The organism is Kribbella sp. NPDC058693 (genome assembly GCF_042715335.1).
In the GTDB taxonomy this organism is placed as follows: Bacteria; Actinomycetota; Actinomycetes; order Propionibacteriales; family Kribbellaceae; genus Kribbella; species Kribbella jiaozuonensis.
Map to the genome: position 1 here is coordinate 778,114 of NZ_JBHXSQ010000003.1, position 26,771 is coordinate 804,884.

General features: G+C 68.7%; 28 protein-coding genes and 1 pseudogene. 19 read left to right on the plus strand and 10 right to left on the minus strand.

Annotated elements, in window-relative coordinates; translation table 11 throughout:
- The first annotated feature begins 75 nt into the window (after positions 1-75).
- The 4 genes from ACFWUU_RS21690 to ACFWUU_RS21705 are packed head-to-tail and all read left to right on the plus strand — an operon-like array spanning position 76 to position 3,909.
- Complete coding sequence (locus ACFWUU_RS21690; protein ID WP_380177582.1) at positions 76-1,032, plus strand: ROK family protein; 957 nt, start codon at positions 76-78, stop codon at positions 1,030-1,032.
- The gene (gene nagA, locus ACFWUU_RS21695; RefSeq protein WP_380177583.1) at positions 1,029-2,159 is read left to right on the plus strand and encodes an N-acetylglucosamine-6-phosphate deacetylase; all 1,131 of its coding nucleotides are present in this window, start codon (positions 1,029-1,031) and stop codon (positions 2,157-2,159) included. The genes ACFWUU_RS21690 and nagA overlap by 4 nt, the downstream gene beginning before the upstream one ends.
- Complete coding sequence (locus ACFWUU_RS21700; RefSeq protein ID WP_380177585.1) at positions 2,147-3,061, plus strand: 1-phosphofructokinase family hexose kinase; 915 nt, start codon at positions 2,147-2,149, stop codon at positions 3,059-3,061. Before nagA ends, ACFWUU_RS21700 begins: the two co-directional genes overlap by 13 nt.
- Before the next feature lie 11 nt (positions 3,062-3,072).
- Positions 3,073-3,909 (plus strand): ketose-bisphosphate aldolase, encoded by an 837-nt coding sequence (locus ACFWUU_RS21705; RefSeq protein WP_380177587.1) that lies wholly within the window; start codon positions 3,073-3,075, stop codon positions 3,907-3,909.
- Here the strand turns inward: ACFWUU_RS21705 and ACFWUU_RS21710 are convergent.
- On the minus strand, positions 3,906-4,160 hold the full coding sequence (locus tag ACFWUU_RS21710; protein WP_380177589.1) for a hypothetical protein: 255 nt from the start codon (positions 4,158-4,160) through the stop codon (positions 3,906-3,908). The genes ACFWUU_RS21705 and ACFWUU_RS21710 overlap by 4 nt on opposite strands.
- A 74-nt stretch (positions 4,161-4,234) precedes the next feature.
- Here ACFWUU_RS21710 and ACFWUU_RS21715 point away from each other — a divergent pair, with 74 nt between their 5' ends.
- The 3 genes from ACFWUU_RS21715 to ACFWUU_RS21725 all read left to right on the plus strand — a co-directional run bounded on the left by ACFWUU_RS21715 (position 4,235) and on the right by ACFWUU_RS21725 (position 6,674).
- Positions 4,235-4,792, plus strand: a complete 558-nt coding sequence (locus ACFWUU_RS21715) for a TetR/AcrR family transcriptional regulator (protein WP_137258888.1) — start codon at positions 4,235-4,237, stop codon at positions 4,790-4,792.
- A 75-nt stretch (positions 4,793-4,867) separates the two neighbouring features.
- Positions 4,868-5,401, plus strand: a complete 534-nt coding sequence (locus ACFWUU_RS21720; RefSeq protein ID WP_380177591.1) for a hypothetical protein — start codon at positions 4,868-4,870, stop codon at positions 5,399-5,401.
- A gap of 1 nt (position 5,402) precedes the next feature.
- Positions 5,403-6,674 (plus strand): APC family permease, encoded by a 1,272-nt coding sequence (locus ACFWUU_RS21725; RefSeq protein ID WP_380177593.1) that lies wholly within the window; start codon positions 5,403-5,405, stop codon positions 6,672-6,674.
- On the opposite strand, the gene ACFWUU_RS21730 is transcribed toward ACFWUU_RS21725, so the two are convergent.
- Together ACFWUU_RS21730 and ACFWUU_RS21735 are read right to left on the minus strand one after the other, a co-directional pair.
- A complete protein-coding gene (locus ACFWUU_RS21730; protein ID WP_380177595.1) occupies positions 6,640-7,689 on the minus strand; it encodes an ABC transporter permease in 1,050 nt (349 codons plus the stop codon). The genes ACFWUU_RS21725 and ACFWUU_RS21730 overlap by 35 nt on opposite strands.
- Positions 7,686-8,564: an ABC transporter ATP-binding protein gene (locus ACFWUU_RS21735; RefSeq protein ID WP_380177597.1), complete on the minus strand. Its 879-nt coding sequence runs from the start codon at positions 8,562-8,564 to the stop codon at positions 7,686-7,688. The genes ACFWUU_RS21730 and ACFWUU_RS21735 overlap by 4 nt, the downstream gene beginning before the upstream one ends.
- 65 nt (positions 8,565-8,629) lie before the next feature.
- On the opposite strand from ACFWUU_RS21735, the gene ACFWUU_RS21740 reads away from it, so the two are divergent.
- Positions 8,630-9,844, plus strand: coding sequence for an RNA-guided endonuclease InsQ/TnpB family protein (locus ACFWUU_RS21740; protein WP_380177599.1), 1,215 nt, complete (start codon positions 8,630-8,632; stop codon positions 9,842-9,844).
- A 37-nt stretch (positions 9,845-9,881) separates the two neighbouring features.
- Here the strand turns inward: ACFWUU_RS21740 and ACFWUU_RS21745 are convergent, their stop codons facing one another.
- The gene (locus tag ACFWUU_RS21745; protein ID WP_202878018.1) at positions 9,882-10,274 is read right to left on the minus strand and encodes a GntR family transcriptional regulator; all 393 of its coding nucleotides are present in this window, start codon (positions 10,272-10,274) and stop codon (positions 9,882-9,884) included.
- 73 nt (positions 10,275-10,347) lie between these two features.
- A complete protein-coding gene (locus tag ACFWUU_RS21750; RefSeq protein WP_380177601.1) occupies positions 10,348-11,658 on the minus strand; it encodes a cryptochrome/photolyase family protein in 1,311 nt (436 codons plus the stop codon).
- Between the two features lie 61 nt (positions 11,659-11,719).
- Between ACFWUU_RS21750 and ACFWUU_RS21755 the strand changes: the two genes are divergently transcribed.
- The 10 genes from ACFWUU_RS21755 to ACFWUU_RS21800 all read left to right on the plus strand — a co-directional run bounded on the left by ACFWUU_RS21755 (position 11,720) and on the right by ACFWUU_RS21800 (position 19,366).
- Positions 11,720-12,424, plus strand: a complete 705-nt coding sequence (locus tag ACFWUU_RS21755) for a metal-dependent transcriptional regulator (protein ID WP_170989997.1) — start codon at positions 11,720-11,722, stop codon at positions 12,422-12,424.
- Positions 12,425-12,499: 75 nt separating this feature from the next.
- Positions 12,500-13,279, plus strand: coding sequence for a class I SAM-dependent methyltransferase (locus ACFWUU_RS21760; RefSeq protein ID WP_137258894.1), 780 nt, complete (start codon positions 12,500-12,502; stop codon positions 13,277-13,279).
- 43 nt (positions 13,280-13,322) lie between these two features.
- Positions 13,323-14,675: an aminodeoxychorismate synthase component I gene (gene pabB / locus ACFWUU_RS21765; protein ID WP_380177604.1), complete on the plus strand. Its 1,353-nt coding sequence runs from the start codon at positions 13,323-13,325 to the stop codon at positions 14,673-14,675.
- Positions 14,676-14,687: 12 nt separating this feature from the next.
- Positions 14,688-15,386, plus strand: a complete 699-nt coding sequence (locus tag ACFWUU_RS21770) for an aminotransferase class IV (protein WP_380177609.1) — start codon at positions 14,688-14,690, stop codon at positions 15,384-15,386.
- A gap of 67 nt (positions 15,387-15,453) precedes the next feature.
- A complete protein-coding gene (locus ACFWUU_RS21775; RefSeq protein WP_137258897.1) occupies positions 15,454-16,359 on the plus strand; it encodes an SPFH domain-containing protein in 906 nt (301 codons plus the stop codon).
- Positions 16,360-16,372: 13 nt separating this feature from the next.
- Positions 16,373-16,591 (plus strand): hypothetical protein, encoded by a 219-nt coding sequence (locus ACFWUU_RS21780; protein WP_137258898.1) that lies wholly within the window; start codon positions 16,373-16,375, stop codon positions 16,589-16,591.
- Complete coding sequence (locus tag ACFWUU_RS21785) at positions 16,575-17,294, plus strand: GPP34 family phosphoprotein (RefSeq protein WP_380177611.1); 720 nt, start codon at positions 16,575-16,577, stop codon at positions 17,292-17,294. The genes ACFWUU_RS21780 and ACFWUU_RS21785 overlap by 17 nt, the downstream gene beginning before the upstream one ends.
- A gap of 58 nt (positions 17,295-17,352) precedes the next feature.
- A complete protein-coding gene (locus tag ACFWUU_RS21790) occupies positions 17,353-17,712 on the plus strand; it encodes a GntR family transcriptional regulator (RefSeq protein WP_130440939.1) in 360 nt (119 codons plus the stop codon).
- A complete protein-coding gene (locus ACFWUU_RS21795; RefSeq protein WP_137258901.1) occupies positions 17,712-18,608 on the plus strand; it encodes an ABC transporter ATP-binding protein in 897 nt (298 codons plus the stop codon). Before ACFWUU_RS21790 ends, ACFWUU_RS21795 begins: the two co-directional genes overlap by 1 nt.
- Positions 18,605-19,366: a hypothetical protein gene (locus tag ACFWUU_RS21800; RefSeq protein WP_137258902.1), complete on the plus strand. Its 762-nt coding sequence runs from the start codon at positions 18,605-18,607 to the stop codon at positions 19,364-19,366. The genes ACFWUU_RS21795 and ACFWUU_RS21800 overlap by 4 nt, the downstream gene beginning before the upstream one ends.
- 388 nt (positions 19,367-19,754) lie before the next feature.
- Here the strand turns inward: ACFWUU_RS21800 and ACFWUU_RS21805 are convergent, their stop codons facing one another.
- The 5 genes and pseudogenes from ACFWUU_RS21805 to ACFWUU_RS21825 form a co-directional block, all read right to left on the minus strand.
- Positions 19,755-22,379, minus strand: a complete 2,625-nt coding sequence (locus ACFWUU_RS21805) for a glycogen debranching protein (protein WP_380177614.1) — start codon at positions 22,377-22,379, stop codon at positions 19,755-19,757.
- Between the two features lie 151 nt (positions 22,380-22,530).
- Positions 22,531-23,307 (minus strand): substrate-binding domain-containing protein, encoded by a 777-nt coding sequence (locus ACFWUU_RS21810; protein WP_380179041.1) that lies wholly within the window; start codon positions 23,305-23,307, stop codon positions 22,531-22,533.
- A 96-nt stretch (positions 23,308-23,403) separates the two neighbouring features.
- Positions 23,404-23,517: pseudogene (locus ACFWUU_RS21815) on the minus strand (LacI family DNA-binding transcriptional regulator); the annotation flags it as partial.
- A 93-nt stretch (positions 23,518-23,610) separates the two neighbouring features.
- On the minus strand, positions 23,611-24,387 hold the full coding sequence (locus ACFWUU_RS21820; protein ID WP_380177616.1) for an LLM class flavin-dependent oxidoreductase: 777 nt from the start codon (positions 24,385-24,387) through the stop codon (positions 23,611-23,613).
- Between the two features lie 31 nt (positions 24,388-24,418).
- Positions 24,419-25,159, minus strand: a complete 741-nt coding sequence (locus tag ACFWUU_RS21825) for an SDR family oxidoreductase (RefSeq protein ID WP_380177618.1) — start codon at positions 25,157-25,159, stop codon at positions 24,419-24,421.
- Positions 25,160-25,277: 118 nt separating this feature from the next.
- On the opposite strand from ACFWUU_RS21825, the gene ACFWUU_RS21830 reads away from it, so the two are divergent.
- Positions 25,278-26,771, plus strand: coding sequence for an AlkA N-terminal domain-containing protein (locus ACFWUU_RS21830; RefSeq protein WP_325053136.1), 1,494 nt, complete (start codon positions 25,278-25,280; stop codon positions 26,769-26,771).

The following is a 26,771-nucleotide window of genomic DNA, read 5'->3' on the forward strand; positions in this document are numbered from 1 at the left end:
TGGTCCGGGTGAGTTTTGTCCGTGTTTTGCTCGCGGATGTTCGGACCGCCTGGTAACGCTGCATAATGGCGCTCCGTGGACCCCTGTGAAGTCGTGGTTGCCGTCGACCTCGGTGGAACCCGGATGAAGTGCGGCCTGGTCGCCGCCGACGGTGCCGTGCTGCACCGCGAGACCAGGCCGACGCCCCGGGCTGCGTCCGACGAGCGCGGTGGCGGTCGCGTCGTACTCGAAGCGCTGCTGGAGACCGTCGTTGAGCTCAGCCAGAAGGCGACCGCCGACGGGCACCGGGTGCGCGCGATCGGCGTCGTGGTGCCCGGTGTCATCGATGCCGAGCACGGCACGGTCGGCGCCGAGAACCTGGAGTGGGTCGCCACGCCGGTGCTGGCCGAGCTCAAGGCCGCGATCAGCGACGACGTGCCGATCGTGCTCGCCCACGACGTCCGCGCCGGCGGGTACGCCGAGCTCCGCCAGGGCGCCCTGGCCGGTACGACGAACTCGATGTTCCTGCCGCTCGGCACCGGGATCGCCGCCGCGATGATCGTCGACGGGTCCCTGGTCAGCGGCGACGGGTACGCCGGCGAGCTCGGCCACTCGAAGTTCATCTACGGCGACGCCGCCGAGCTGTGCGCCTGCGGTCAGTGGGGCTGCCTCGAGACCGTCGCATCTGCGGCCGCGTTGGCCCGGCGGTACACCGCCCGCACCGGACGGGCCGTGGACGGCGCCCGCGAGGTGATGGAGCTGCTGGCGGCCGGAGACCCGGACGCCGAGCAGGTCTGGCAGGACGCTCTGGCCGCCCTCGTCGACGCGCTGGTGCTGTACACGACCCTGGTTGCGCCGACGAAGATCGCGATCGGCGGGGGTCTGGTGGGAGCGGGCGAGACGCTGCTGCAGCCGCTGCGGGAGGGCGTGCATGCGCGGCTGACGTTCCAGCGCGAGCCGGAGATCGTGGCGGCTGTGCTGGGCGAGGAGGCGGGCATGCTCGGTGCCGCGCAGATGGCCTGGGACCGCGCTGACGAGGAGGGCAGGGCATGACGACGTACCGCGTGGGCCGGGTGGTCACGCCGGACGACGTTCTGGAGAACGCCTGGATCCAGGTGGTCGACGAGGACATCCAGGCGTTCGGTCGCCGGTCCGAGGGGATGCCCGCGGACGGCAAGCGGCCCGAGGACCTCGGCGACGTGACCGTCGTACCTGGGTTCGTCGACATCCACACGCATGGCGGCGGCGGGTCGACGTACTCGACGACCGATCCGGAGGAGGCGCGAAAGGTCGCGGCCTTCCACGGCAAGCACGGTACGACGACCACGCTGGCCAGTCTCGTCACGGCGCCGCTCGACGTCCTCGTCGACCAGACGGCCTGTCTCGCGGAGCTGCTCGCCGACGGCGTGATCGCGGGCGTGCACCTCGAAGGACCGTTCCTGTCGGCGGCGCGGTGTGGTGCGCACGACCCGTCGCTGCTCCGGCCGCCGCTCAAGGACGACGTGGCGAAGGTGCTCAGCGACACGGTCAAGATGGTGACGATCGCGCCGGAGCTCGAGAACGGGCTGGAAGCGATCCGCCAGGTCGTCGACGCGGGCGCGGTCGCGGCGCTCGGGCACACGGATGCGACGTACGAGCAGATGGTCGCCGGGGCGGATGCCGGCGCGACCGTCGCGACGCACTTGTTCAACGGGATGCGGCCGTTCCATCACCGCGATCCGGGCCCGGTCGGCGCGGCGCTGAACGACGAGCGGTTGCTGCTCGAGGTGATCAACGACGGCATGCACCTGGACCCGCAGGTGGTCCGGGTCGCGCTGGCGGCTGCCGGGGTGAACCGGATCGCGCTGATCACCGATGCGATGGAGGCGACCGGGATGGGGAACGGCCGCTACAAGATCGGCAACCTCGAGGTCGACGTCAAGGACGGCCTCGCGACGCTTGCCCACGGCACGCATTCGATCGCGGGCAGCACCTTGACCATGGACGTTGCCTACCGCAACGCGGTGAAGTCCGGGGTCTCGCTGGTGGATGCGTCGCGGATGGCGTCGACGACCCCGGCGCAGACCTTCGGCTGGTACGACGTGGGCTCGATCGAGACCGGGAAGCGGGCCGACCTGGTGCTGTTCGACGACGAGTACGTCGTGCAGAAAGTGATGCGGGCAGGGTCGTGGCTGGACTGATCGGGACCGTCACGCTCAACCTCGCGCTGGACGTGACGTACGAGGTCGACGAACTGCAGGTCGGCGGCAGTCATCGTGTCGACCGGATCCGTCGGCGGGCCGGCGGGAAAGGCGTGAACGTTGCGCGAGTCGCGGCGATGCTTGGGCATCAGGTGCTGGTGCTCGGGTTCGTCGGTGGCGTGACCGGCGAGCTGGTCGCCGAGGAGTTGTTCGACGCGGGGCTGACTGCTTTGCTGACGCCGATCGCGGGCGAGACCCGCCGTACCGTTGCCATTGTCAACGGAGTGGACGGGGACGCCACGATCTTCAACGAGGCCGGACCGACGGTGAGTGCGGACGAGTGGCGCGCGTTCCTGGATCGGATGCCATGGGGGCGGATGGGCGTGCTCGCGTGTTCGGGCAGTCTGCCGCCGGGGTTGCCGTCAGATGCTTATGCCGAGCTCGCGGTACGGGCGCGGCATCACGACGTACTGTCGGTGATCGATACCGGTGGCGACGCGTTGACCGCCGCGGCCAAGACGGGTGCGGTAGTGCGGGCGAACGCGTCGGAACTGCGTGCGGCTGTTGGTGACGTGGAGGTCGAGGAGGGTGCGTCGGAACTGGTCGCGCTCGGTGCGGCCGCTGCGGTGATCACCGACGGACCGCGCGGGATGGTTGCTGCCAGCAAGAAGGGCGTCTGGCGGGCATTGCCGGTCGAGACCGTCAGCGGGAACCCAACCGGTGCAGGCGATGCGTGTACGGCGGTCGTCGCGGCAGCTGTCGCGGAATCGCCGGAGCCCGACTGGTCCGCCGTACTCAAGTCGGCCGTCGCCGCATCCGCTGCCGCAGTGTTGACACCCGTTGCCGGAGACATCGATCTGGCTGCTTATCGCCGCTGGCAACCTCAGGTAACCGTTAACTAGAAGGAGTTCTCATGCCATTGGTTTCCGGGGCCGAGGTTGTGCTGGCTGCGGCCAAGGCCGGTCGTGGTGTCGGTGCGTTCAACGTGATCCAGCTGGAGCACGCGACCGCATTGATCGCCGGGGCCGAGCAGGTCGGCGCGCCGGTGATCCTGCAGATCAGTGAGAACGCGGTGAAGTACCACGGCGCCCTCAAGCCGATCGGGCTCGGCACGCTGGCTGCTGCGGCGGCCGCGACGGTGCCGGTCGTCGTACACCTGGATCACGCGATGGACCGGGACCTGGTCACCGAGGCGGTCGCGCTCGGGTTCACGTCGGTGATGTACGACGCGTCCAAGCTCGAGTACGCCGACAACGTGGCCGCGACGACCGAGGTGGTGGCGTACTGCCATGACCACGGCGTGTTCGTCGAGGCCGAGATCGGCGAGGTCGGCGGGAAGGACGGCGTCCACGCACCCGGCGCCCGCACCCGCCCCGACGAGGCCGTCGCGTTCGCCGAAGCGACGGGCGTGGACGCGCTCGCAGTTGCTGTCGGCTCGTCGCATGCGATGACCGAGCGCACCGCGACTCTCGACTTCGAGCTCATCACCCAGCTCCGCGAGGCTGTCCCGGTGCCGCTCGTCCTGCACGGCTCATCGGGCGTCGCCGACCCGGACCTCACGCGGGCAGTCGAAGCCGGCATGACGAAGGTCAACATCGCCACTCACCTGAACAACGTCTTCACCGCGGTGGTCCGCGAGGTCCTCGCCGAGAACCCGAAGCTGGTCGACACCCGCAAGTACCTCGGCCCGGCCCGCGATGCCGTCGCGACGGAAGTGGCGCGACTGCTGGGTGTGCTGAAGGCGGTCTAGATCCCCGCGGCGCCCCGGATCCAGTGCGCACGCAGATCGTCGCGGGCGACCTGGACCTGCTCGCGGGTCGTCGGATCGGGCACCTCGAAATCGTCGATCAAGCGGGTGAGCGCCATCTCCACCGCCGCGACCAGCGCGTCCTCTTCGGAGAGGTCGACCTCGGCCACCCCACGCAGCCCGGCCGCCAGCGCGGTCAGGCCGGCCAGCTCCTGGTCGGTGAATTGCACCCGGACCTCGGTCCTGCTGTCCACGCCGCCTCCTCAGCTGGTTGGTACAGTCATCGTGCAGTGCAACGACCATGTTGCACAAGAGTGAGGGGTCGCGGATGACCGTGGCGGTGGACGAGACGCTACGCACGGCCGCCATCGCCGTACTGGCCGAGTACGGCTGGGCCGGCGTGACGCTGGAGCGGGTCGCGGAGAAGGTCGGCCGGTCCCGGGTCACGCTCTGGCGGCAGGGACTGACCGTCGAGGCGCTGCTGAACTCGCTGCTGGACGCGCTGGCCGACGACTACCGGGACACGATGTGGCCGGTGCTGGCCGGTTCCGGGACCGGTCGCGAGGGCCTGATCCGCGCGATCGAGGCGCTGTTCGACGTGATCGACCGGCATCTCCCGCTGATGCTGTCGTCCGACCTGGTGTTCCACCAGGAGCAGGCGCGCAACGGGCCGGTCTCGTTCCTCGATCCGTTCGAGCGGTTCCTCCGCGACGGCGAGGCGGACGGCACGCTGCACCCGCACGGCCGGGTCAGCGACGTGGCCGAGGTGCTGATGGTCTCGGCCGCCTTCACCTATGTGCACATGCGCGGCCGGCACCACTGGTCGCGGTCGCGGGCCCGGCGCCTGACCCTCGACCTGGTACTCCGCGGCGTCCTGGAGGCGTGAAACATGACTGTTGCGAGAAATGCAACGAGCGTGTTTCACTGACGGCATCATCAGCTTCTCCTGGAGGAGACCGCCATGACACTGCCGTACGCCGAACCGCTGGTCCGCCGCGAGCCGCAGCCCCGGGTGATTCCCGAACCGCCGCGGGTCGGCGAGCCGGGTGGGGATCCCTGTGGCCTGTGCAGCTGGTTGTCCGGCCTGGACGACACCGCTCGGGACGCCGAGGACAAGCCGCTCTGGTACGACGCCGACTGGGCGCTCTGCCGGGCGACCGGGGTGACGATCCCCGGCGTGGTCTGGCTGACCAGCCGCGCTCACCACGACTCGTTCGCGGATCTACCGGATGCCCTGGCGCGCAGTTACGGGCCGATGGTCGCCCGGGTCGAGCGGGCCATTCTTGCGCTCGGCGACATCGCCAGAGTGCATGTCTATCGCTGGGGCGACGGCTCCGCGCATTTCCACGTGTGGTTCTACCCGAGGCCGCTGGGCATGCTCGAGGCCAAACGGGAGATGCTGCCCTTGTGGGCGGAGGTGCTGCCGGAAGCTCCGAAGGAGGTCGTCGCCGATGCCGAGGACAAGATCGCGGCGGCGTTGGCGGCGGACAGCTGACATGAGCGCATCCCGGCCGGAGCACGCGGAGCAGCCGGACGAGCCGAGGCTCGCCCGGCGGCTCGGGCTGGGCGATGCGGTGGTGATCGGGCTGGGCTCGATGGTTGGTGCCGGGGTGTTCGCGGTCTGGTCCCCGGCCGCGCACGCCGCCGGCTCGTGGTTGCTGCTCGGCCTGGGGATCGCGGCTGTTGTTGCCTATTGCAACGCAGCGTCCTCGGCGCAGTTGGCCGCGGTGTACCCGGTGTCGGGCGGCACGTACATCTACGGTCGCGAACGCCTGGGGGAGTGGTGGGGCTTCGCCGCAGGTTGGTGCTTCGTGATCGGGAAGACGGCGTCATGTGCTGCGATGGCGCTGACCTTCGCGACCTATGTCGTCCCCGACGAATGGTTGCGGCGTCTGCTGGCCCTCGCAGCAGTGCTGATACTTGCCGCGGTCAACTACCGCGGTGTGACCAGGACCGCGCGTCTGACCAGGATCCTCGTCACCTGCACCCTCGTCGTACTCGCCCTCGTCCTCATCGTGCTCTTCACCGGCGAGCCCCACCACCACACATCCACGCCCACCTCGGCGTACGGCGTGCTGCAATCGGCCGGCCTGCTGTTCTTCGCCTTCGCCGGCTACGCACGAATCGCGACCATGGGCGAGGAAGTCCGCGAGCCCGCCAGAACCATCCCGCGAGCGATCACCGCAGCCGTGATCATTGCCATCGGCATCTACCTGCTCGTCGCCGTCGCGCTGCTGCGGACCGGCGACCCCGCGTCGACCACGGCGCCCCTCGCGTCCGCGGTCGACGGGGTCGGTGCGGCCTGGGCGACACCGATCGTCCGGATCGGTGCCGCGCTGGCCAGCCTCGGCGCCCTGCTCGCCTTGATCGCCGGCGTCGGCCGCACCACGCTCGCCATGGCCCGCAACCAGGACCTCCCGGCCTGGCTGGCCGCCGTACATCCCCGCTACCAGGTCCCGCACCACGCGGAGCTGGCGCTCGCCTCGGTCGTCGGCGTACTGGTGCTCACCACCGATCTGCGCGGCGTGATCGGCTTCTCGTCGTTCGGCGTCCTGCTGTACTACGCGATCGCGAACGCCTCCGCCTTCACCCAACCGGCCGATCAACGTCGTTGGCCCCGCGCCGTCAACGTGATCGGCCTGATCGGTTGCGTCGTACTCGCGGTCACTCTCCCGTGGACGTCCGCGATCGTGGCTGCCGCCCTGCTCGCGGCAGCCCTTCTCGTACGGCGGTTCAGGACAGGTCGCGCCGGATCCGCCAGAAGCTGAACCCGACCAGCGCGAACGCTGCCAGCATGAACAACCCGAACTCCCGCCACTGCAGATCCCAGAACGTGTCAGCGGTGAAGTAGCGCACGTGCTGGCGGTACCCCTCATCGGCGAGCCGCTGGAAACACGCGGCCTCGTCCGGCGTGTTGGTCGGCTGCTGCTTGAGCCCCGGCGGCGGCGCGGGCGCACAGGCCATGGTCCAGTCGGGCAACGTACTCAATGCCTTGCCGGACTTGTCCACGGTGTTGTCGGACAACTTCCACGCGCCGATCGCGCCGGTCGTGACTTCCATTTCCTTCACATGCTGGTTCGGTCCGTCACCGCTGATCCCGAAGCCGCGGATGTTGTCCGCGGTTGCCACGACGTACTTGTCCGTCGGCGTGAGCAGGTGCGGCCGGATGAAGTGCGGCGTGAGGATCTGCACGAGGATCACCACGGCCAGCGTGACCGCGAGAGCGACGAGGGTACGACGTACCACCAGTCCCACCGCGACCCCGAGCGCGAACGCGAACGCGGCGTACCCCACCGGGACGAGACCGCGGGCGGAGAACGTCGACGGGAACATCCGCGGCAGGTACGTGTTCGAGTCCTGGCCTGCGTTGATCGCGTCGTCGATCGGGTCCGCCCACCACGTCACCGCGAGGCTGAGCAGGCCGGTGATCCCGATCGCGGTGAGGCCGGTGACTCCGAGCTTGGTCGCGAGCCAGCGCCGGCGCGAGATGCTCTGGCTCCACACCAGCCAATGGGTGCCCGTCTCCAGCTCGCGGGCGATCATCGGTGCGCCCCAGAACGCGCCGATGACCGGCGGAACGGCGTACAGCAGAACCTGGCCGATGATGTAGAGGAGCGGGTTGAGGCGCTCGAAGGCGAGGTTGCTGATGAACTTGTCGGTCAGGCGGTGGTAGTCGTCCAGCAGGTTCGGCCCGGTCACGGCGAAGAAGATCGCGGCCGCGAGGATCACCGATGCGACCACCAGGAACTGCACGCGGAACTGTCGCCAGGTCAGCCAGATCATCGCTGCACCTCCAGGACTGGGCGCTCCGGCTGGATGTCGCGGCCCATGTAGGCCAGCACGAGATCCTCGAGCGTGAGTTGGGTGACCGTCCATGCCGGATCGTGGATCGGCTGGTCGGTCCGGATCAGGTACGTCGATTGCCGGTCGGTGTGGCTCGCGGTCACGACGAGCTGGTCACGCGGCATGTCCTTCGGATCGCGGAGCGGACCGGTCAGCCGGTAGTGCGTCGCCAGCAGCGTGTCGATCTCGCCGTTGACCTGCACCCGTGAGTCGACGAGCACGATCACGTAGTCGCAGGCCCGCTCGACATCGGAGACCAGATGCGAGGACAGTACGACGCTGAGCTCCTGCTCCGCGACCGCCTCCATCAGGTCCTGCAAGAACTCCCGCCGGGCCAGCGGATCGAGCGCCGCGACGGGTTCGTCGAGGATCAGCAGATCCGGTCGCTTGGCCAGCCCGAGCGTGAGCGCGAGCTGTGCACGCTGACCACCGGACAACTTCCCCGCCCGCTGCTTCGGATCGAGCTTCAGATGCTGGATCCGCTGCTGTGCAAGGGATTCGTCCCACGCCGGGTTGAGCCGCCGCCCGAGCCGCAGATGGTCCGCAATACTCAACCGCGCGTACGTAGGCGTGTCCTGCGCAACATACCCAACCTTCGCCTGCTGCGACCCCGCCGGCGCCCCCAGCACCTCCACCGTCCCCGCACTGGGCGACAACATCCCCACAGCCAGATTCAGCAACGTGCTCTTACCGGCCCCGTTAGGCCCGACCAGCCCCACCACATGCCCAGCCGGAACCTCCAAATCACAATCGGTCAGCGCCCAGCGCCGCCCATACTTCTTCCCCAACCCCTGAGCCTGCAGAACTGTGTTCATCGGATCGATGGCGTGGTCCTACTGCTGACAGCGGGACTGGGACGCCATCTCCCTCCCTTCAGAAAATGTCGGAGGCGACTGATTACGTCGTTCAGGTGTCGCGTTACCGCCTCGCACCGACCGGTGCTCAAGCTGAAGGACTGCTTGAGCAGTGCAGTCATGCGAGGTTCGTTTGGAATCTGGCGCTCGAGCAATGGTCGATGTGGCGGCCAGGACGTCGGTTGTCCGCTCCCGGCCTCGTTGTTCAGATGCGGCAACTGACCGAAGCTCGGAGACAGCACGACTGGCTGCGTGCGGGTTCTCGGACCGTGCAGCAACAGGCGTTCCGGGACTTCGATCAGGCAGTGAAGGCGTTTTTCACCGGTGCCCGCCGACGTCCGACCTGGCGGAAGGCCGGTCGGCGCGAAGGCTTTCGAGTCGTCGGCAGTCAGGCCGGTCGTGTTGAGCGCCTGTCGCGCAAGTGGGCGAAGGTTCTGGTTCCGAAGGTCGGTTGGATCAGATTCCGGCTGTCCAGGACATTGCCGGCGGCGAGGTCGTACCGGATCACCCGGGACGCGGCCTCCAGATGGCACATTGCGTTCGCGGCGAGACCGGAGCCGATCCTTGCGCCCGGCAACGGTCGGGTCGTCGGAGTAGATCGCGGCGTGGCCGTGTCCGCTGCTTTGTCGACCGGCCAACTCCTCGTCTGTCCGGCGCTCCGGCCGGCTGAGCGGAAACGCCTTCGCCGATTGCAGCGTCGACTCGCGCGAGCCTGTCCTGGCTCGAATCGCCGGATCCGCACCAAGGCGGCCATCGCCAGACTGAAGGCCCGGGAGACAGACCGGCGGAAGGACTGGGTCGAGCAGGTCTCGACAGACCTCGCCCGGCGCTTCGATGTGATCCGCGTCGAGGACCTGGACATTCGGAGCATGACTCGGTCGGCCGGCGGAACGACTGTCGCCCCGGGCAAGAACGTTCGGCAGAAGGCGGGCCTCAACCGAGCAATCCTCGCGAATGGTTGGGGACGGCTTGTCGAGCGACTGGAGCAGAAGGCTGTGGGCCGGGTGCAGAAGGTCGCCGCGGCTTACACCTCCCAAACCTGTTCGCGGTGTGGAGCCAGGGACCGGAAGGCACGCGAGAGCCAAGCGACCTTCCGGTGCCGTGCATGCGGCTACATCGCGAATGCGGACGTGAATGCAGCTATCAACATCGCGGCAGGGCGTGCCGTGACCGCGCGTGGAGCCGAGCGGGTTTTGCCGGCAATGAAGCGCGAACCTCAACTCTCTACCTCCTCCCCGTAGATGGTTGGAATCCCTGTCTTCCGAGACGGGGAGGGCGTCAAGCTATGTCCTCCTGAGCGGCGGACCGAAAGGTTGTCAGGAAGAGGGCCTCGATGCTTTCGTCGTCGAGGCCGGCTTTGCGGGCCTTGGCCAGCCAGCGGCGGAGGTCCTGTTTGAGGGGGCCGTGGGCGGCGAGGGTGTTGTCGGTGAGGGTGCGGGTGACGAACGTGCCGCGCCCGGGCCGGGCCTGGACCAGGCCTTCGTGCTCGAGTTCGCGGTACGCCTTGAGCACTGTGTTCGGGTTGATTGCCAGCGACGCCACCACGTCCTTCACGGTCGGCAGCTGGTCACCCTCCCGCAGCAGTCCGAGCCGTAAGGCGTTGCGGACCTGCTGAACGATCTGCTGGTACGGCGAGACCCCCGACCGGCCGTCCAGATGGAACTCGATCATCCATAACCCCATTCATCTAGGTAACTAGCACTATAGGGGTACGGCGGGATCGCTCGTCAAGAGCGAGCAGTGATCAGCGGATGGCGGCGTACCGGCGGAGGGCCTCGGCGCGGGCCTCGCTGTGGTCGACGATCGGGGCCGGGTAGGCGTCGGCGCCGTACCGCCAGGGCTCGTGCGCCGCCTTGCCGTCGAGGTGCCGCAGCTCGGGCACCCAGCGTCGGACGTACTCACCGTCGGGGTCGAACTTCTGCCCCTGGCTGACCGGGTTGAAGATCCGGAAGTACGGCGCCGCGTCCGCGCCGCAGCCGGCCACCCACTGCCAGTTGAGCGAGTTCGACGCGAGATCACCGTCCCGCAGCGACCGCATGAACCACCGCGCGCCGAACCGCCAATGCACGTGGAGATCCTTGACCAGGAACGACGCGACGACCATCCGCACCCGGTTGTGGACGAACCCGGTCTCGGCCAGCTCCCGCATCCCGGCGTCGACGAGCGGGAACCCGGTCCGCCCCGCGCACCACGCCTCGAACAGCTCGCCCGGTTCGTCGTACTGCATCTTGTCGAACTCCGGACGCAGCGGTTTCCACGCGGCCTGCGGGTTGCGCGCCAGAAGATCCGCGCAGAACTCACGCCACGCCAGCTCGCGCCGATAAGCCTCCGCGCCAACGCTGCGTTTGCGGGCCAGATCGGCGAGCATCGTCCGCGGGTGGATCTCGCCGTACTTCAACGGCACCGACATCCGCGACGTGCTGTCGAGGTCAGGCCGATCGCGCTCGTCGTCGTACGCCGCGACGTCCTCGAGGTACGCCTTCCAGTGCTCGAGCGCCGCCCGCTCACCGGCCCCGTCACCCGACGACGGCAGTTCCTCGCCGGAAGCCTTCACCCACGTCACGTCGGCCGGCGCCTCCACCGGTTGCCGCCACCCGTGCGCGAGCCATGCCTTGAAGTACGGCGTGAACACCTGGTACGACCGCCCCTGCTGGTTCAGCACCCGCCCCGGCGCGACGGCGTACGGCGATCCCGTCCGCCTCAGCGGACACTTCAATGAGGCTTCAACTTCTTGATCGCGCTGTTGCCCGTACGGCCCGTAGTCCGCGCTGATGTGCACACTCGCAGCCCCGACCTCATCCGCGACAGCGGGTACGACGGTTGCCGGATCACCACGCCGTACGACGAGCCGTCCGCCCATCGCCTCGGACAGGCTGCGCAGCGACGCCGCGAGGTGATCCCGTCGTGGATCGCCCGACCGGTCCCAGAGCAACGGATCCACCGCAAACACGCCCAAAACCCGGCCGGAACCCGCCGCAACGGCGTCGAGCAAGGCCGGATTGTCCGCCAACCGCAGGTCCCGGCGGAACCACATCACCGCTGTCATCGTGCTCATCATCCGCCAGTACCCAGCAGCGATTCGGTAAGGGTTGCCTCAATAGGTGAGAATGGTTGTCGTGAGCGAGCTGATCGATACCACCGAGATGTACCTGCGGACCGTCTACGAGCTGGAAGAAGAAGGCATCCTCCCTCTCCGGGCCCGGATTGCCGAGCGCCTCCACCAGTCCGGTCCCACGGTCAGTCAGACGGTTGCGCGGATGGAGCGGGACGGTCTGATCAAGGTGGAGGGCGACCGCCATCTGGAGCTCACCGACGTCGGCCGCAAACAGGCGGTCCGGGTGATGCGCAAGCACCGCCTCGCGGAGCGTCTGCTGGTGGATGTGATCGGGCTCGAGTGGGAGGACGTGCACGCCGAGGCCTGCCGCTGGGAGCACGTGATGAGCGACGCGGTCGAGCTGCGGCTGCTGAAGATCCTCGACAACCCGACCGAGTCGCCGTACGGCAACCCGATCCCGGGGCTGGAGGAGCTGCAGACCAGCGGTATCGCGAGCGGGATCGAGGACTTCCGGATCGGCGTCGAGCCGCTCGACCAGGTCCTCGACCAGTCCACCGGCGAGAGTGTGCGGGTGCTCGTCCGCCGGATCGCCGAGCCGGTGCAGACCGACGACGGCGCGATGGCCGTACTGCGGAAGGCCGGCGCCCTGCCCGGCCGCGAGGTCGACTCGATCATGGACGCCGACGGCGTACTGGTCGGCAGCCGTGAGGCGGGCGGTGTGATCAGCGACGAGACCGCCGGTCACATCTTCGTCAGCCGCGTCTGAGCATCGTCAAGGCTGTGTTAACGCTGAGCACCCGATGCGGTACGTCGGGTTGCCGACGGGTACCGTCATCCCGCAATGTCTGAGAACGCGATCGATTGGCCGCAGTACCTGCGGGAGTTCCACACCGCCACGCCCGGCAGCACGGAAGCGCTGCTGTCACGGGCAGTGGCCGGCGACCATACGCCGTACCGCTGGCTGGTCCGTGCCGTTTCCGGCGAGGCGCGCCGGGTGCTCGACCTCGCCTGCGGCAACGGGCCGGTGGCGCGTGAGCTGTACGGGCGCTGGGTGGTCGGGGTCGACAACAACCCGGCCCAGCTCGCCGGTGCGCCCGGTCCGAAGGTGCAGGCCGACGCGCTGCACCTGCCGTTCGCGAACGAGGTCTTCGACGTCGTCACCTGCTCGATGGGCCTGATGGTCCTCCAGCCGCTCCCTGACGTCCTCGCGGAGGCGGCCCGGGTACTGCGGCGCGGCGGCGTGCTGGCGGCGATCGTGCCCGCCGTACGGCCGCTGCGGCGCGGGGACATCCGGACGCTGAGCGGTCTGACCACGCGGCTGCGGTCGACACCCCAGTTCCCGGCCGGCGGCGAGATCACCGAGCTGAAGGACCAGCTCCATCACGCCGGGTTCGACGTGATGGAGAGCCAGCGCGAGCGGTACGTCTACATGATCCGCAGCCGCGACGACGCCGTGCGGCTGGTGAACGCGCTCTACCTCCCGGGTACGCCGGACGTCCGTCGCGACACCGCCGCCGGGTGGCTCGCGGATCGTGCCGAATCGAAGGACGGGCTCGAGGTCGCGATCCCGATCCGCCGCATCACCGCGATGCGCACCAAGGTCGCACTGACCATCTCCTGAATACCGGGCTCCGTTCGGGGCCCGCGGTCGGTACGGTGTGCTTGTGAGTGCGCTGCGCTGGTCCGTCCGGACGCTCGATCGAGCGCTCGACGGTGAGACGGTCTACCGCGAGCTGCTGGCCGCCGAACCGGTCGCGTACTGGCTCGACGGCAGCCTGACCGACCGCGCCCCGCGACGCGTCTCCGTCCTCGGTACGAGCGTCGGAGCCGAGGTCATCACCAGGGATGTTGCCGACGGCGACGTCTTCGCCGAGCTCAACCAACTGCTCGCGGACCGAACCGAGGAGCCGCCGGCAGAGCTGGCCGGGCTCTTTTGCGGCGGCTACGTCGGGTACTTCGGCTACGAGCTGAAGGCGCTCACCGGCGGCCGCGCCGCGCACGAGTCGCCGACGCCGGACGCGCTCTGGATCTGGGCGAACCGGTTCATCGTCATCGATCACGATCACGACCGGACCTACCTGGTCGCGGTCGACGAGCCCGGCGCCGGCGAGAGCTGGTTGGATCGTGCCGAGACGGCCGCCGCCGACTGGTGGATGGGCAGCGTCGACGCCCCGGCGATCGCCGGGCTCGACCTAGAGGCGCATCTCGAGCAGGACCGGGCGACGTACCTGGCCGGTATCGCGCGGGTGCTGGAGGAGCTGGAGGCGGGCCAGACGTACGAGGTCAATCTGACGAACCGGGTCCGGCTGCCGGCCGTGCAGGACCCGTTCGAGTTCTTCCGCTGGCAACGGTCCGCGAACCCGGCGCCGTACGCCGCCTTCCTCCGGTACGGCGATCTCGCGGTGGCGAGCTCCTCGCCCGAACGGTTCCTGACCGTGGACGCGGACGGCTGGGCCGAGTGCCGGCCGATCAAGGGGACCGCGCCGCGCGATCTCGACCCGGCGGAGGACCAGCTCGCGGCGAAGGCGCTGGCCGAGGACGACAAGACCCGGGCCGAGAACCTGATGATCGTCGACCTGATCCGCAACGACCTCGGCCGGGTGAGTGTGCCGGGGACCGTGACCGTGCCGCAGCTGATGCAGGTCGAGAGCTACCGGACCATGCACCAGTTGGTGACGACGGTCCGCGGCCGGTTGCGGGACGGGCTGACCGCGGTCGATGCGGTCCGGGCCTGCTTCCCGCCGGGGTCGATGACGGGTGCGCCGAAGATCCGCACGATGGAGATCATCGACGAGCTCGAGTGGAGTGCCCGCGGGGTGTACTCCGGTGCGCTCGGCTACCTGTCCCTGGACGGGCGGGCGGACCTGAGTGTGGTGATCCGGACGGCGGTGCTGACCCCGGACGGGACCGTGATCGGGGCGGGGGGTGCGATCGTGCTGGATTCCGACCCGGTCGCGGAGTACGAAGAAATGGTGCTGAAAGCAACGGCAGCCGTCGGCCGGGCGAGCCGCGGGTGAAGGGTGGGGGAGATGAGTGGTCTGCTGGTGGCGGATTCGTTCCTGGTTGCCAATGGCAAGGTCCGGGGACTGGAGCTGCACCGGGAACGGTTCGTCCGGTCGTGTGCCGCGGCGGGGGTCGCCGCGGAACGGTTCTGGGACGAGCAGGCCGGGCGGCTGCCCGGGTTCGGGCGGTGGTTCCCGCGGTTCGAGCTGCAGACGTCGGGTGAGCTCGCCGTCCAGCTGCGGCCGGCGCCGCCGATCGGCGGGCGCGTGCGGGTCGCCGTCCACGAGGGGCCGGATCCGCGGACCGCGCCGCGGGTGAAGGGTCCGGACCTGGAGCTGCTCGGCAAGCTGAAGGAGTCGGCGCCTGATCGTGCCGACGAGATCCTGTTGCTCGACGCCGACGGGACCGTGCTCGAGGCGGCGTACTCGGCTGTCGTCTGGTGGGACGACGAGACGCTCTGCTTCCCGCAGTCCGACCGGCCGCTGCTGGCGTCGGTGACCGCGCAGCTCCTGCGCCGGATCGCCGGCAGCCAGGGCGTCGAGATCTCCGAGCGGGCTGTCACTCCACAGGACCTGCAGAACACGACCGAGGCGTGGCTGGTCAACGCGCTGCACGGCATCCGCCCGATCCACGCCTGGGGCGCCTCGGCGATCGACCCGCTGCCGAACTCCGTCTCCACCCTCTGGCAGTCCCACCTGGAGTCGCTGGCGGCCCGTCTGCCCTGATCGGAACCCACTTGTAAATGTGATATCACTTTGCTACCTTCGAGCTATTCGAGAAGGAGGCAATGTGATGGTGGATGTCGCGGTGGAGATGCCGGCCCCGAAGGTGACCGAGCGCGCCGGCCGGGATCTGAACGGTTGGCCGATGGCGCTGCTGGCGTTCGTGCTGCTGGTGGCGGGGGTGGCCGGGTTCATCATTGGCGCCACCCACGATCGGGGAGCGGAGGTCGTGCTCGCGATCGCGGTGTTCGTGGTCGGCCTGATCGTCGCCGCCGGGCTGACCCCGGTGTCGCCGGGCCGGGCGCGGGTCGTGCAGATCCTCGGGCGGTACTCCGGGACCGTGCGGACCAACGGGCTGCGCTGGGTGAACCCGATCTCCTCGCGGCGTGAGGTCTCCACCCGGATCCGCAACCACGAGACGGCCGTTGCCAAGGTCAACGATGCCGACGGCAACCCGATCGAGATCGCCGCAGTCGTGGTCTGGCAGGTCGAGGACACCGCGCAGGCGATGTTCGAGGTGGACGACTTCGTCGAGTTCGTCGCGATCCAGACCGAGACCGCGGTCCGGCACATCGCCAACAGCTATCCGTACGACGTCCATCCCGATGGCGAGGTGTTGTCGCTGCGGGACAGCACCGACGAGATCACCGAGAAGTTGTCGGCCGAGATCGGTGCTCGGGTACACGCCGCCGGTGTGCATGTGATCGAGTCGCGGATCACCCACCTTGCGTATGCGCCGGAGATCGCCCAGGCGATGCTGCGGCGGCAGCAGGCGGGTGCCGTCGTCGCGGCCCGGCAGCGGATCGTCGAAGGTGCGGTCGGCATGGTCGAGCTGGCGCTGGACCGGCTGTCCGAGCACGAGGTGGTCGAGCTGGACGAGGAGCGGAAGGCGACGATGGTCAGCAACCTGCTGGTGGTGCTGTGCGGCGACCGTGACGCCCAGCCGGTGGTCAACGCCGGCTCGCTCTACCAGTGAGTGGTCGTCTGCCGTGGCTGTCGAACGCAAGAAGATCCTGCTCCGGCTGGATCCCGTGGTGCACGACGCGCTGGCCCGCTGGGCGGCCGACGACCTGCGCAGCACCAACGCCCAGATCGAGTTCCTGCTCCGCCGAGCCCTGGCCGACGCCGGCCGCCTCCCCGGCGGAGTAGGCAAACTCCGCCGCCCCGGCCGTCCTCCGAAGGAGGAAGACGATGACCAGAAGGAATGAAACGCTCGCCGGAGGTGGGCAGACGTTGCGCCGTACGCCGCGGCCTGCCCGGAAGGTAGTTGCTCTAGGCAATCTCCAGACGCCGGAGTCGTTGGCGGCCCGGATGTTCTTGCTGTGTTGCGATCCGGAGCGGGGCCGGCTGGGTGCGCGGTCGAAGATCGGGAAGGCGTTGCGGGCGGCGACGCTCGTGGACCTGCAGCTGGCGGGGAATGTGGTTGACGAGGGTGGGCGGGTGCGGGTGACGGCGGTGCCGGCTCCGCGGGATGTGGTGTCGGCCGGGGTGTTGGAGGAACTGCGGGCGGTGGGACCGCGGCGGTGGCGGCATTGGATCGATCGGCGGGGCGGGGTGACCGTGCGGCGGGTTCGGGATGAGCTCGAGCGGGCGCGGTTGATCAAGGTGGAGCCGCATCGGATTCTCGGGATCATCCCGGCGGATCGCATCACGGTCCGGCACCCGCTGATGCGGCGGCAGCTGCTCCAGGCCGCCCATGACACGCTGCGCGCCTCGCGGCTGGTGTCGCGGGTGGACCTGCGCGACGCCTCGATCGTCGTACTCGCGTCCACCGCGGACCTGCGCACGATCGTCAGCAAGGAGCAGCGGATCCGGCACAAGGACCGCCTGGCGCAGCTCGCGGTGCGCGTCGGTCCCGTCGTACCGGCGCTGAAGAAGGCAATCCAGCAGGGGCAATCCGCCGGCGGGTGACCCCGGGCGGTGCTATGGTTCGTTACTCAAGTAACTAACCAAGGAAGGGGGTGGGGTTGTGTTCGACGACCGGAGTCCGATCTATCTGCAGATCGCGGAGCAGATCAAGAACGACATCGTGACCGGCGCGCTGGCCGAGGACGAGCAGGTGATGTCGACCAACCAGTACGCCGCCTTCTACCGGATCAACCCGGCCACCGCGGCCAAAGGTTTCGCGCAGTTGGTCGACGAGGGCGTGCTGTACAAGAAGCGCGGTATCGGGATGTTCGTCTCCCCGAACGCCCGCGACCTGCTCCGCACCGGCCGCCGCGACTCGTTCTTCGCCGACGTCGTCGACCCGATGATCCGCGAGGCCAAAGCGATCGGCATCCCCTTGAAAGACATCCTCCAGCACATCCGCACGTACGGAGACGCCTGATGACCACCGCCCTGACCGTCAGGACAGAGAACCTCTCGGTCCGGTTCGCCGGGGTGCCGGCGCTGGACCGACTCGATCTGCGGCTGGCGCCCGGCAAGATCCATGGGCTGCTCGGCCGGAACGGATCCGGTAAGAGCACGCTCGCCGCGGTCCTGGCCGGATTCCGGCGGCCTGACGAGGGTCGGGTCCTGATCGAGGGCGGCGACCTCGGTACGGCGCAGGAGCCGTACGAGAACGCCGTCGTCACCAGCCGGCTCTGCCTGATCCGCGAATCCGGCGACCGGCCCGACGCCGTACCGGTCAAACAAGCGATCAGTCTCGCGGCCGCGCTCCGCCCGTACTGGGATGCCGAGCTCGCCGGCGACCTGCTGGACCGCTTCGAGGTGCCGCTGAACAAGAAGATCCAGAAGCTCTCCCGCGGTAAGAAGTCCGCGCTCGGCGTCGTCCTCGGCCTCGCCAGCCGCGCTCCGCTGACGATCTTCGACGAGAGCTACCTCGGCATGGACGTCCCGTCGCGGAACCTGTTCTACGACGCGCTGCTCGCCGACTACACCGAAGTACCGCGAACGTTCGTGCTGTCCACCCACCTGGTCAGCGAGGTCAGCGCGATGCTCGAGGAGGTCGTCATCCTCGACAACGGCCGCCTCGTCACGCAGTCACCGGTGGACTCGCTGCGCGGCCGCGGCGCCTCGATCGTCGGACCGGCCGCGGCCGTGGACAAGTTCACCGTCGGCTTCACCGTGCTCGCGGAGGAGCGGCTCGGCGGCACCAAGTCCACGACGGTTCTCGGCGACCTCGATCCGGCGCTGCTGGCGGACGCGGCTGCCGCCGGTCTGGAGATCGGTCCGGTCGGCCTGCAGGATCTCTTCGTCCATCTGACAGGAGCCCGCTCATGACCACCACGGCCGAGGCGACGCTTCCGCGCGAGGCCACCGACTGGCGCCGGTTGAAGACGGTGTTGTTGTCGATGACCGTCGGTCTGCGCCAGATGCTCGTCGGCTACTGGATCGTGATGCTCGTTGCGTTCTTGGCGATCGGGCTCGTCATCCAGCTCGTGACCAGCGGCGTCACCAGCAGCATGTGGGACTACGGCACCCAGTCGCCGAAGTACTTCTCGCTGGCGATCGGCGTGACACTCACCCCGGCGTACCTGGTGCTGCTGGTCGCGCATGGTGTCACCCGGCGGATGTATGCGGTTGCCTCAGGCATCTACCTGACCGGCGCCGCGGCAGCCACCTCGATCGTCTGGGTGCTGGCCTACCAGATCGAGCACTTGATCTACGCATGGCAGGGCTGGCCCGACAAGTTGAACAACCCGCACCTGTTCACCAGCACCTCGCAGGTCGGCCTGGTGTTCGCCGAGTTCTTCCTGCTGATCCTGTCCCACGAGGTGACGGGCTGGTTGCTCGGTATCACCTTCGTTCGCTTCGGCGTCTGGCGCGGTCTGCTGATGCTGCCGCTGGCGTTGATCCCGGCCGTGGCGGCCGAGTTCCTGCTCGTCGCGCAATGGCTCGCCGACATCCTCACCAACGCCGGGTATCACCGGCCACCGCTCGCCGTCGCCGTACCGTCGGTGCTCGCGGTCAGCGCGCTCGGTGTGTATGCCGGGTATCGCATTCTGCAACCGATGGCGCTCAAACCCGCTAAGGGCTAAGACACGTTATGCACAGGGGGTGTGTATAACCGGGACAGTTTCTGTGGATGGTTGCGCGATCACTGTGGACGACCAAAACTGTTGCCAGGAAAGGCTTGTGCGACCCCCGTTCAAGAGCGTAGAAATGTCGACACGCCGCTTCGGACTGGAGTGGCGGGTCGATCGGAAACCGAGGGCCCTAGCGGTGGGGATCCCCACCGAGGTAGACCGGTGACGGGGTCTGCCGGCCTCCACGGACCCGTATCGGGAAGCTGGAGACGTCACCTTCCTTCAGCTGGTGCGGGCCCCTCCGACTCATACTCGGAGGGGCTCGCCTTCTTGAACTCATCAGTCCAGAAAAGAGAACCCCGAGGTCGCGAACGACCTCGGGGTTCCGCGCGGGGATATCTCAGCGGAGGGTGATTCTCAGTTCGGTGTGAGAGCCCTTTGCCGGCACCTGGACCTCGGTCCCGCGCGTGGTGGTGACGAGCTTGTACTGCGTCGCGTGGCCGTCGACCGACACGCTCTTCACCTTCGCCCCGGACGGCAGTACGGCGCCGACCGTGAGCGTCGCGCCGACGCCCTTCGCGGTCACGTCGGTCGACAACGCCTTACCTGTAAGGCGTGCGGAGACATCGACCGAGCCGCGGCCGACCCGGATGTTGCTACCGGCCACCTTCTGCTGGCCCTGCGGCAGCTGCGGTACGACGGCGATCCGGCCCTGCCCGAGGTCGGGGTCGACGCCGAGCTGCTGGTGGATCACCGGCCAGAGGATGCCGTACGCACCCCAGGCCTGCAGTGCCATCGAGCGGTCGTAGAACGGCCGGCCGGTGTTCGCCGCCGAGTCCGGTGACGGGGCGATCTCCGGCATCGCGCCGGGGGTCTCCCAGACCGACGGGTCGAGCTGGATCCGGGCGTTGCCGGTGGTGTACGCCTGCTGCTGCTTGGTGCCCAACCGACCGAAGTTGCCTTCCGCAACGGCCATGATCGACGTGTTCAGACCGAAGATGCTGCGCTCGCTCTTCACCTGCGAGACAACCGGATCACACGTTGCGCCGGGGTTGCCGGCCGGGTCCGATGTCGCGCCGGTGCCGGTGTGGAACAGGCCGAATTCGCCTGTGTAGCAAGCTGTTTCGCGCTGGTCGAGCGCCGTGTTCGCGTTGGCGGTCGAGGCGAGCGGCGAGGCCGGCTTGCCCGGGTGGTTGAGTACCGCTTCCATCGGCGTGACGCCGATCCAGTGCCGCTGGAAGATCGGCGTGTTGTCGTTCGCCGGGTTGGCCGGGTCGTCGATCGAGTCGGCGTACCCCATCGCCTGCGGTACCCACCACTGTGCCTCGAAGCGGGACTCGAGGTCGTTCGCGCGGGTGGTGGCCCACTGCTGCACCTTCGTGTCGTGCTTCGACGCGGCCAGGTCGGCGAGGTCGGTCAGACCGCGGATCAGGTAGACGGTGTTGTCGAGCTTCTCCACACCCATTCCGGTGCGCTCGACGTTGCCCAGACCCTCGGGCCAGCCGTCGCCGTCCTTGTCCAGTTCGCGGTACACGTACTGCAGGTTCCGCACGCTGAAGTCGTACATGTCGTCGCGGAACTTGTTGTCACCAGTCCACCGCCACAGCAGCGCGACCGTGCTGGGGAACTTCACCGTCTCGTCGGTGTTGCCTGCGCTCTGGTTCGAACCGAAGTACACCGAGCCGGTCGGAGTGACCTCGTGCGCGACCTTGCCGCTGCGGTTGTTCAGGATGTCGCTGACATCGCGCAGTGCCTTGAGGTGGGACTTGACGGTGTCGAACTGGCCCGCTGCGACGGCGGCGAAGGCGGTGTACTCGCCGTCGGTCGCGAACAGCCACGGGTAGTCCGGGAAGCCGGCGCCGAACCAGCGCGCGGTCTGTACTGTCCCGGCGGGTGCCGGGAAGTCCTTGCCCTCGTTGACGTCCCGGATCTGCAGGTTGTGCGCCTCCTGCACCGAGTCGGCGAGGTTCTGCTTGCTCCACTCGACGCTCTGCTGCAGCAGCCGGTCACCAGGAAGGTCCACTGCGGACTGCGCGTCGATCTGCTGCCGTACGGCGGTCTTTGCCCGCAGCAACTTGTCCGGGTTGCTCAGCGCCTTGCCGTACTCGCGCTGGGCGGCCTGGCTGCCCTGGTCCGATCCGGCCACGGCGAACCAGATCGTCTTCTGCTGACCGGCCGACAGCTTCACGTCGTAAGTGAGGCGGCCACCGGTGCCCTTGCCGACGAGCGAGTCGTCGCAGCGGGCGGGCGTCGTACCGTCCTTCGGGCAGATCACCGCGGGGCTCTGCGGTCCGCGGTGGTCCGGGCCGAGCTGGTGATCCGTCGGACGCAGGGACGATCCGACGAACGCGGCGTAGTCGTGGTTGGTCGCGTTCGGGTACGACGGGGTGCCCTGCTCGCGGAACCGGAGCGCGCCGTTCGTGTAGTCGCCGGTGTCGGGCAGGTTGGCGTCGGCCGCGCCCGGGGTGGTCCAGTCCCACGGGTACGACTGCATCAGCTCGGAGTGCGCGTCGACGTCGAGCTTGACCGTCTTCGCCGTACTCGAGCTGAGCGTGAGGCCGACCAGCGTCGCGCGGACGCCGTCGGGGACGAAGTCGGTACGGCGTACGTTGACCGAACCGGAGTAGTCGATCCGGCTGTACCCCTGACCGCTCGTGTACTTCGCGGCGGCGACGTCCTTTCCGAGCCAGTTACCGTCGAGCCCGAACCAGATCCCGTCGAGCAACTTGATCGGCTGCGACCAGAAGCCACCCATCTCACCACGGATGTGCCATCCGGTGGCGGGGTAGAGGCCGGTCTCATCACCCATCGCGTAGGCCCGATCGCCAACCACCAGCGACCGCCGATCAGCAAGCCGAGTCGTCTCGGAAAGCTCAGACGATCCAGCAGTTGTTGTCGTGGAGTTCGTGGTGGGGCCTGAGGCGGCGCCGGTCGAGCCGGTGGTGGACGGGCCCGCGAGGGCGGACGCCGTGCCGGCGAGCACGGTCGCGGCGGCGAGCAGCGCGATGCCCGCGGTGCGACGCACCGGGCGCCGCGTGGCGGCGCCGGACTGCCGGGCGGGTGGAGCGGACTGCGGGGTTGGTGGGGCGGAGCTGGTTTGTCTACTTCGGTTGGTCGGATCGGGAGTCATTGGCGGTTTCCTCCTTCTCGCGGCGCCGGGGGGACAGCGCCGGGGATCAGCCAGGGGCCGAGCTGCCCCTGATCACCAGTTCTGGCTGCAGTAAGCGTTCGGTCGGCGTACCGTCGGGCGCGCCGGTGAGGATCTCGATCAGTTCGCCGGCGATCTCGTCCATCGGTTGCCGGAGGCTGGTCAGGCCGGGGGAGACGACGTCGGCCAGGGGTGAGTCGTCGAAGCCGGTGAGGCCGATCTCCCGGCCGGCCGTGATTCCGCGACGGTTCAGCTCGCGCAGCGCGCCGAGCGCGAGAATGTCGCTCAGGGCAACAATCCCGTCGAGCTCCCGCCCGGCGTCGAGCAGCGCCGCGGTCGCGCGCGCACCTTCGTCCAGGCTGTCCTCGTGGCAACGGATCGACAGCCCGGTGGTCTGCAGCCCGAGCTTCTTGCACTCGTCCCGCCAACCGCCGTACCGGTCCTCGGCGAGCCCGGACGACTTGGGCCAGCCGATGAACGCGATCCGCCGACGACCGGTCTCATACAAATGCCGGACCGCCATCGCCGAACCGGCCGCACCGTCAACATCCACCCAAGGACCGGGCTGCGTGGTCTCCTTCCACACCCGCCCGAAGCTGACGAACGGGATGCCCTGCTCCTTCAGCCACGCATGCCGCGGGTCGTGCGTCTCGGTCTGCGACAGCACGAACCCGTCGACCAGCCGACGCGCATGCAGATCGTCGTACGTCGGCATGCCGTCGACGCCGGGCGGTGCGGTGAACAGCAGGATGTGCCGGCCGGTACGTTCCGCGGCGGCGCAGAGCGCGTGCAGGAACTGGTCCATGACGAGATGGGTCTGGTTCGGCCAGTTCGGCACGCAGTACCCGATCAGTTCGACCGCGCTGGTGCGCAGACTGCGGGCGTTACGATTGGGCCGGTAGTTGAGCAGTTCGATCGATTTGTTGACGCGTTCGAGCGTGTCCGGCCGGAGCCGGTGCGGGGCGTTGAGCGCGTTCGATACCGTCTGCACCGACACCTCGGCGTGGGCGGCGACCTGCTTGAGCGTAGCGACAGCGACCTCCCACGGACGTTTTGAACGTTAAAAACATCCGCAGTCTGCCCCGGCCCCTCCAAACCTGTCAACGGTTCAGAGTCGCGGTGGACCCTGGCGCACGATCGCCAACGTCTCCTCAACCCCCATCGGCGCGATCCACCGCCCCCACCAGGTGGCCCCCGCCTCCGCGAACGCCGCGGGCTCACCCCCACTCACCTTCACCTCGCGCGCCCCCTCCGCCAACAGCCCGAGGACATCATCGGGAGTGATGGTCTGCGGCGCATCGGTGCTCCCCTTATAAGCGCAAGACCCACCCCACCGCACAATCCGCCGCCGCACGGCAGGCACCAACATGTTCCCGCCCACCCAGACAGGAATTCGCGGCTCCTGCACCGGCCGAGCCGTCAACTGCACGTCCTCCAACCGGTAGTGCTTGCCGGTGAAGGTGACCCGCTCCCCACTCCAGAGCCGATCGATCAGCTCCAGCCCCTCGTCCAGCATCTCCGCCAGCACCTTGGGACTCCGGCCCTCCATGAACGGATCGCCCGGATCCCCGATCCCCACCCCGAGCACCATTCGCCCACCGGACAGGTGATCCAACGCAACAGCCTCCGCCGCCACCTTCCACGGCCGGCGCCGAGGCAGCGGCGTCACCGTCGTACCGATCCTGATCCGCTCGGTCGCGACCGCCATCGCCGCCAGGCAGATCCACGGGTCGTACGTCGGCTGGGACGCATCGCCCTGGTAGACCAGATAGTCCTCCAGGAACAACGCGTCCCAGCCACAGTCCTCCACCACGCGGGCAAGCTCAGCCAGCCCGCGTGGATCCCGCCCGTCACCCACCGCCCCAACAGTGACCGAGAACTTCATGCTGCTGAGGCTAGAGACGACCTCCGACAATTCAGGCCGTGTGCCCGCCATCGACGGTGAGTTCCGTGCCGGTGATGTACGCCGCGTGCGGGCCGGCCAGGTAGGTGATCGCCGCGGCGACCTCGAGTGGGCTGCCGAAACGGTCCAGGGCGAGGTCCGCGATCTGCGCTGCCGCGTACGGGCCGTCGGCCGGGTTCATGTCGGTGTCGATCGGGCCGGGCTGGACGACATTCGAGGTGATGTCGCGAGCCCCGAGTTCGCGGGCCAACGCCTTGCTCAAGCCGACCAGCGCAGCCTTGCTCATCGCGTACAGCGTCATACCAGGGCTCGTGACCCGGCCGGCCGCGCAGCTGCCGAGATGAATCACCCGGCCGCCGTCGGACAGCAGCGGTACGGCGGCCTGCGTGGCGGCGTACACGCCCCGGATGTTGACCGCGACCACCCGATCCACGTCGGCCGGCGTCAGCTCGGTGATCGGCGCGATCGCACCCACCCCGGCGTTGTTCACGAGAATGTCCAACCCACCAAGGGTTTCCGCAGCCCGTCGTACGCCGTCGCCGACCGCAACCGCATCCGCCGCATCGACGGCGAGCGCCACGGCACGGCGCCCGAGGCCCTCGATCTCCTTCACGACTGTTGCCGCCGCATCCGCGGACGCGTTGTACGTGATCGCGACGTCGGCGCCCTTCTCCGCCAATGCGATCGCGGTCGCGGCGCCGATCCCGCGGCTGCCACCTGTCACCATTGCCTTCTTGCCAACCAATTCGTTCATGTGAACCAGTCCACGCGAGCCGTGACGGTGAAGCTGGCGGGAATCCGACGCCGGATCGTGGCGTCGCAAAACCGCGACCCGGTCCACCTCCATGTCGTAAAACCGCTAGCGACTGTCGGTGGCGGCAGGGATGCTGGAGGACGTGTACGAGTGCAGGGAGCGATGTATCCGGGCCGTCCAGTCCAAGGACGCGCGGTTCGACGGGTGGTTCTTCACGGCTGTTCTGACCACGAAGATCTACTGCCGGCCGAGCTGTCCGGTAGTGCCGCCGAAGGTCGAGAACATGCGCTTCTACCCGAGCGCGGCCGCCGCCCAGCAGGCCGGGTTCCGCGCCTGCAAGCGGTGCCGTCCGGACGCGAGCCCGGGCTCCCCGGAGTGGAACGACCGCGCCGACCTGGTGGCCCGCGCGATGCGCCTGATCGCGGACGGGGTGGTCGACCGCGACGGCGTGCCGGGGTTGGCCGGCCAGCTCGGGTACAGCGTGCGGCAGGTGCAGCGGCAGCTGCTGGCCGAGCTCGGCGCCGGGCCGCTCGCGCTCGCCCGGGCGCAGCGGGCACAGACCGCGCGGCTCCTGATCGAGACCAGCAACCTGCAGATGGCGGACGTCGCGTTCGCCGCCGGGTTCTCGAGCGTACGGACGTTCAACGAGACCGTGCAGGAAGTCTTCGCGCTCGCTCCGACTGAGCTGCGTCGCCGCGCCCGCCGGGGTACGGCGACCGCCGCGCCGGGCACGATCTCGCTGCGCCTCCCGTTCCGTGCACCGTTGACGCCCGACAACCTGTTCGGTCACCTGATCGCGACCGGGGTGCCAGGCGTCGAGGAGTGGCGCGACGGCCACTACCGCCGCACGCTGCGCCTCCCGCACGGTCACGGCGTGGTCGCGTTGCGGCCGATGCCCGACCACATCGCGTGCCAGCTCTCGCTCACCGATCAGCGCGATCTCGCGATCGCGATCAGCCGTTGCCGGCGGATGCTCGACCTCGACGCGGATCCGGTCGCGGTCGACGACCTGCTCAGCGAGGATCCGGTGCTCGCGCCGCTGATCGTGAAGGCGCCGGGCCGACGGGTTCCGCACACGGTCGACGGCGAGGAGTTCGCCGTACGTGCGGTGCTCGGTCAGCAGGTGTCCACCGCGGCCGCACGTACGCACGCCCATCGCCTGGTGCTGCAGCACGGCGAGCCGATCGAGGATGCGGCCGGTGGGCTGACGCATCTGTTCCCCACGACGCAGGCGCTGGCCGGGCTCGATCCGGAGACGCTGGCGTTCCCGAAGTCGCGTCGTACGACGTTGACGACACTGGTGCGGACGCTCGCCGATGGGGAGATTGACCTCGGAGCGGGCGCGGACTGGGATCGTGCGCGGGAGCAGTTGGCCGCGTTGCCGGGGATCGGGCCGTGGACCGTCGAGTCGATCGCGATGCGCGCGCTGGGTGACCCGGATGCCTTTGTGGCCAGTGATTTAGGTATCCGGTACGCCGCTCGTGACCTAGGCTTGCCCGAGGCCCCCAAACTCCTGACCGATCACGCGCGCGCGTGGCGGCCTTGGCGTGCGTACGCCGTGCAGTACCTGTGGGCCACCGGTGACCACGCGATCAACAAGATTCCGGAGTGA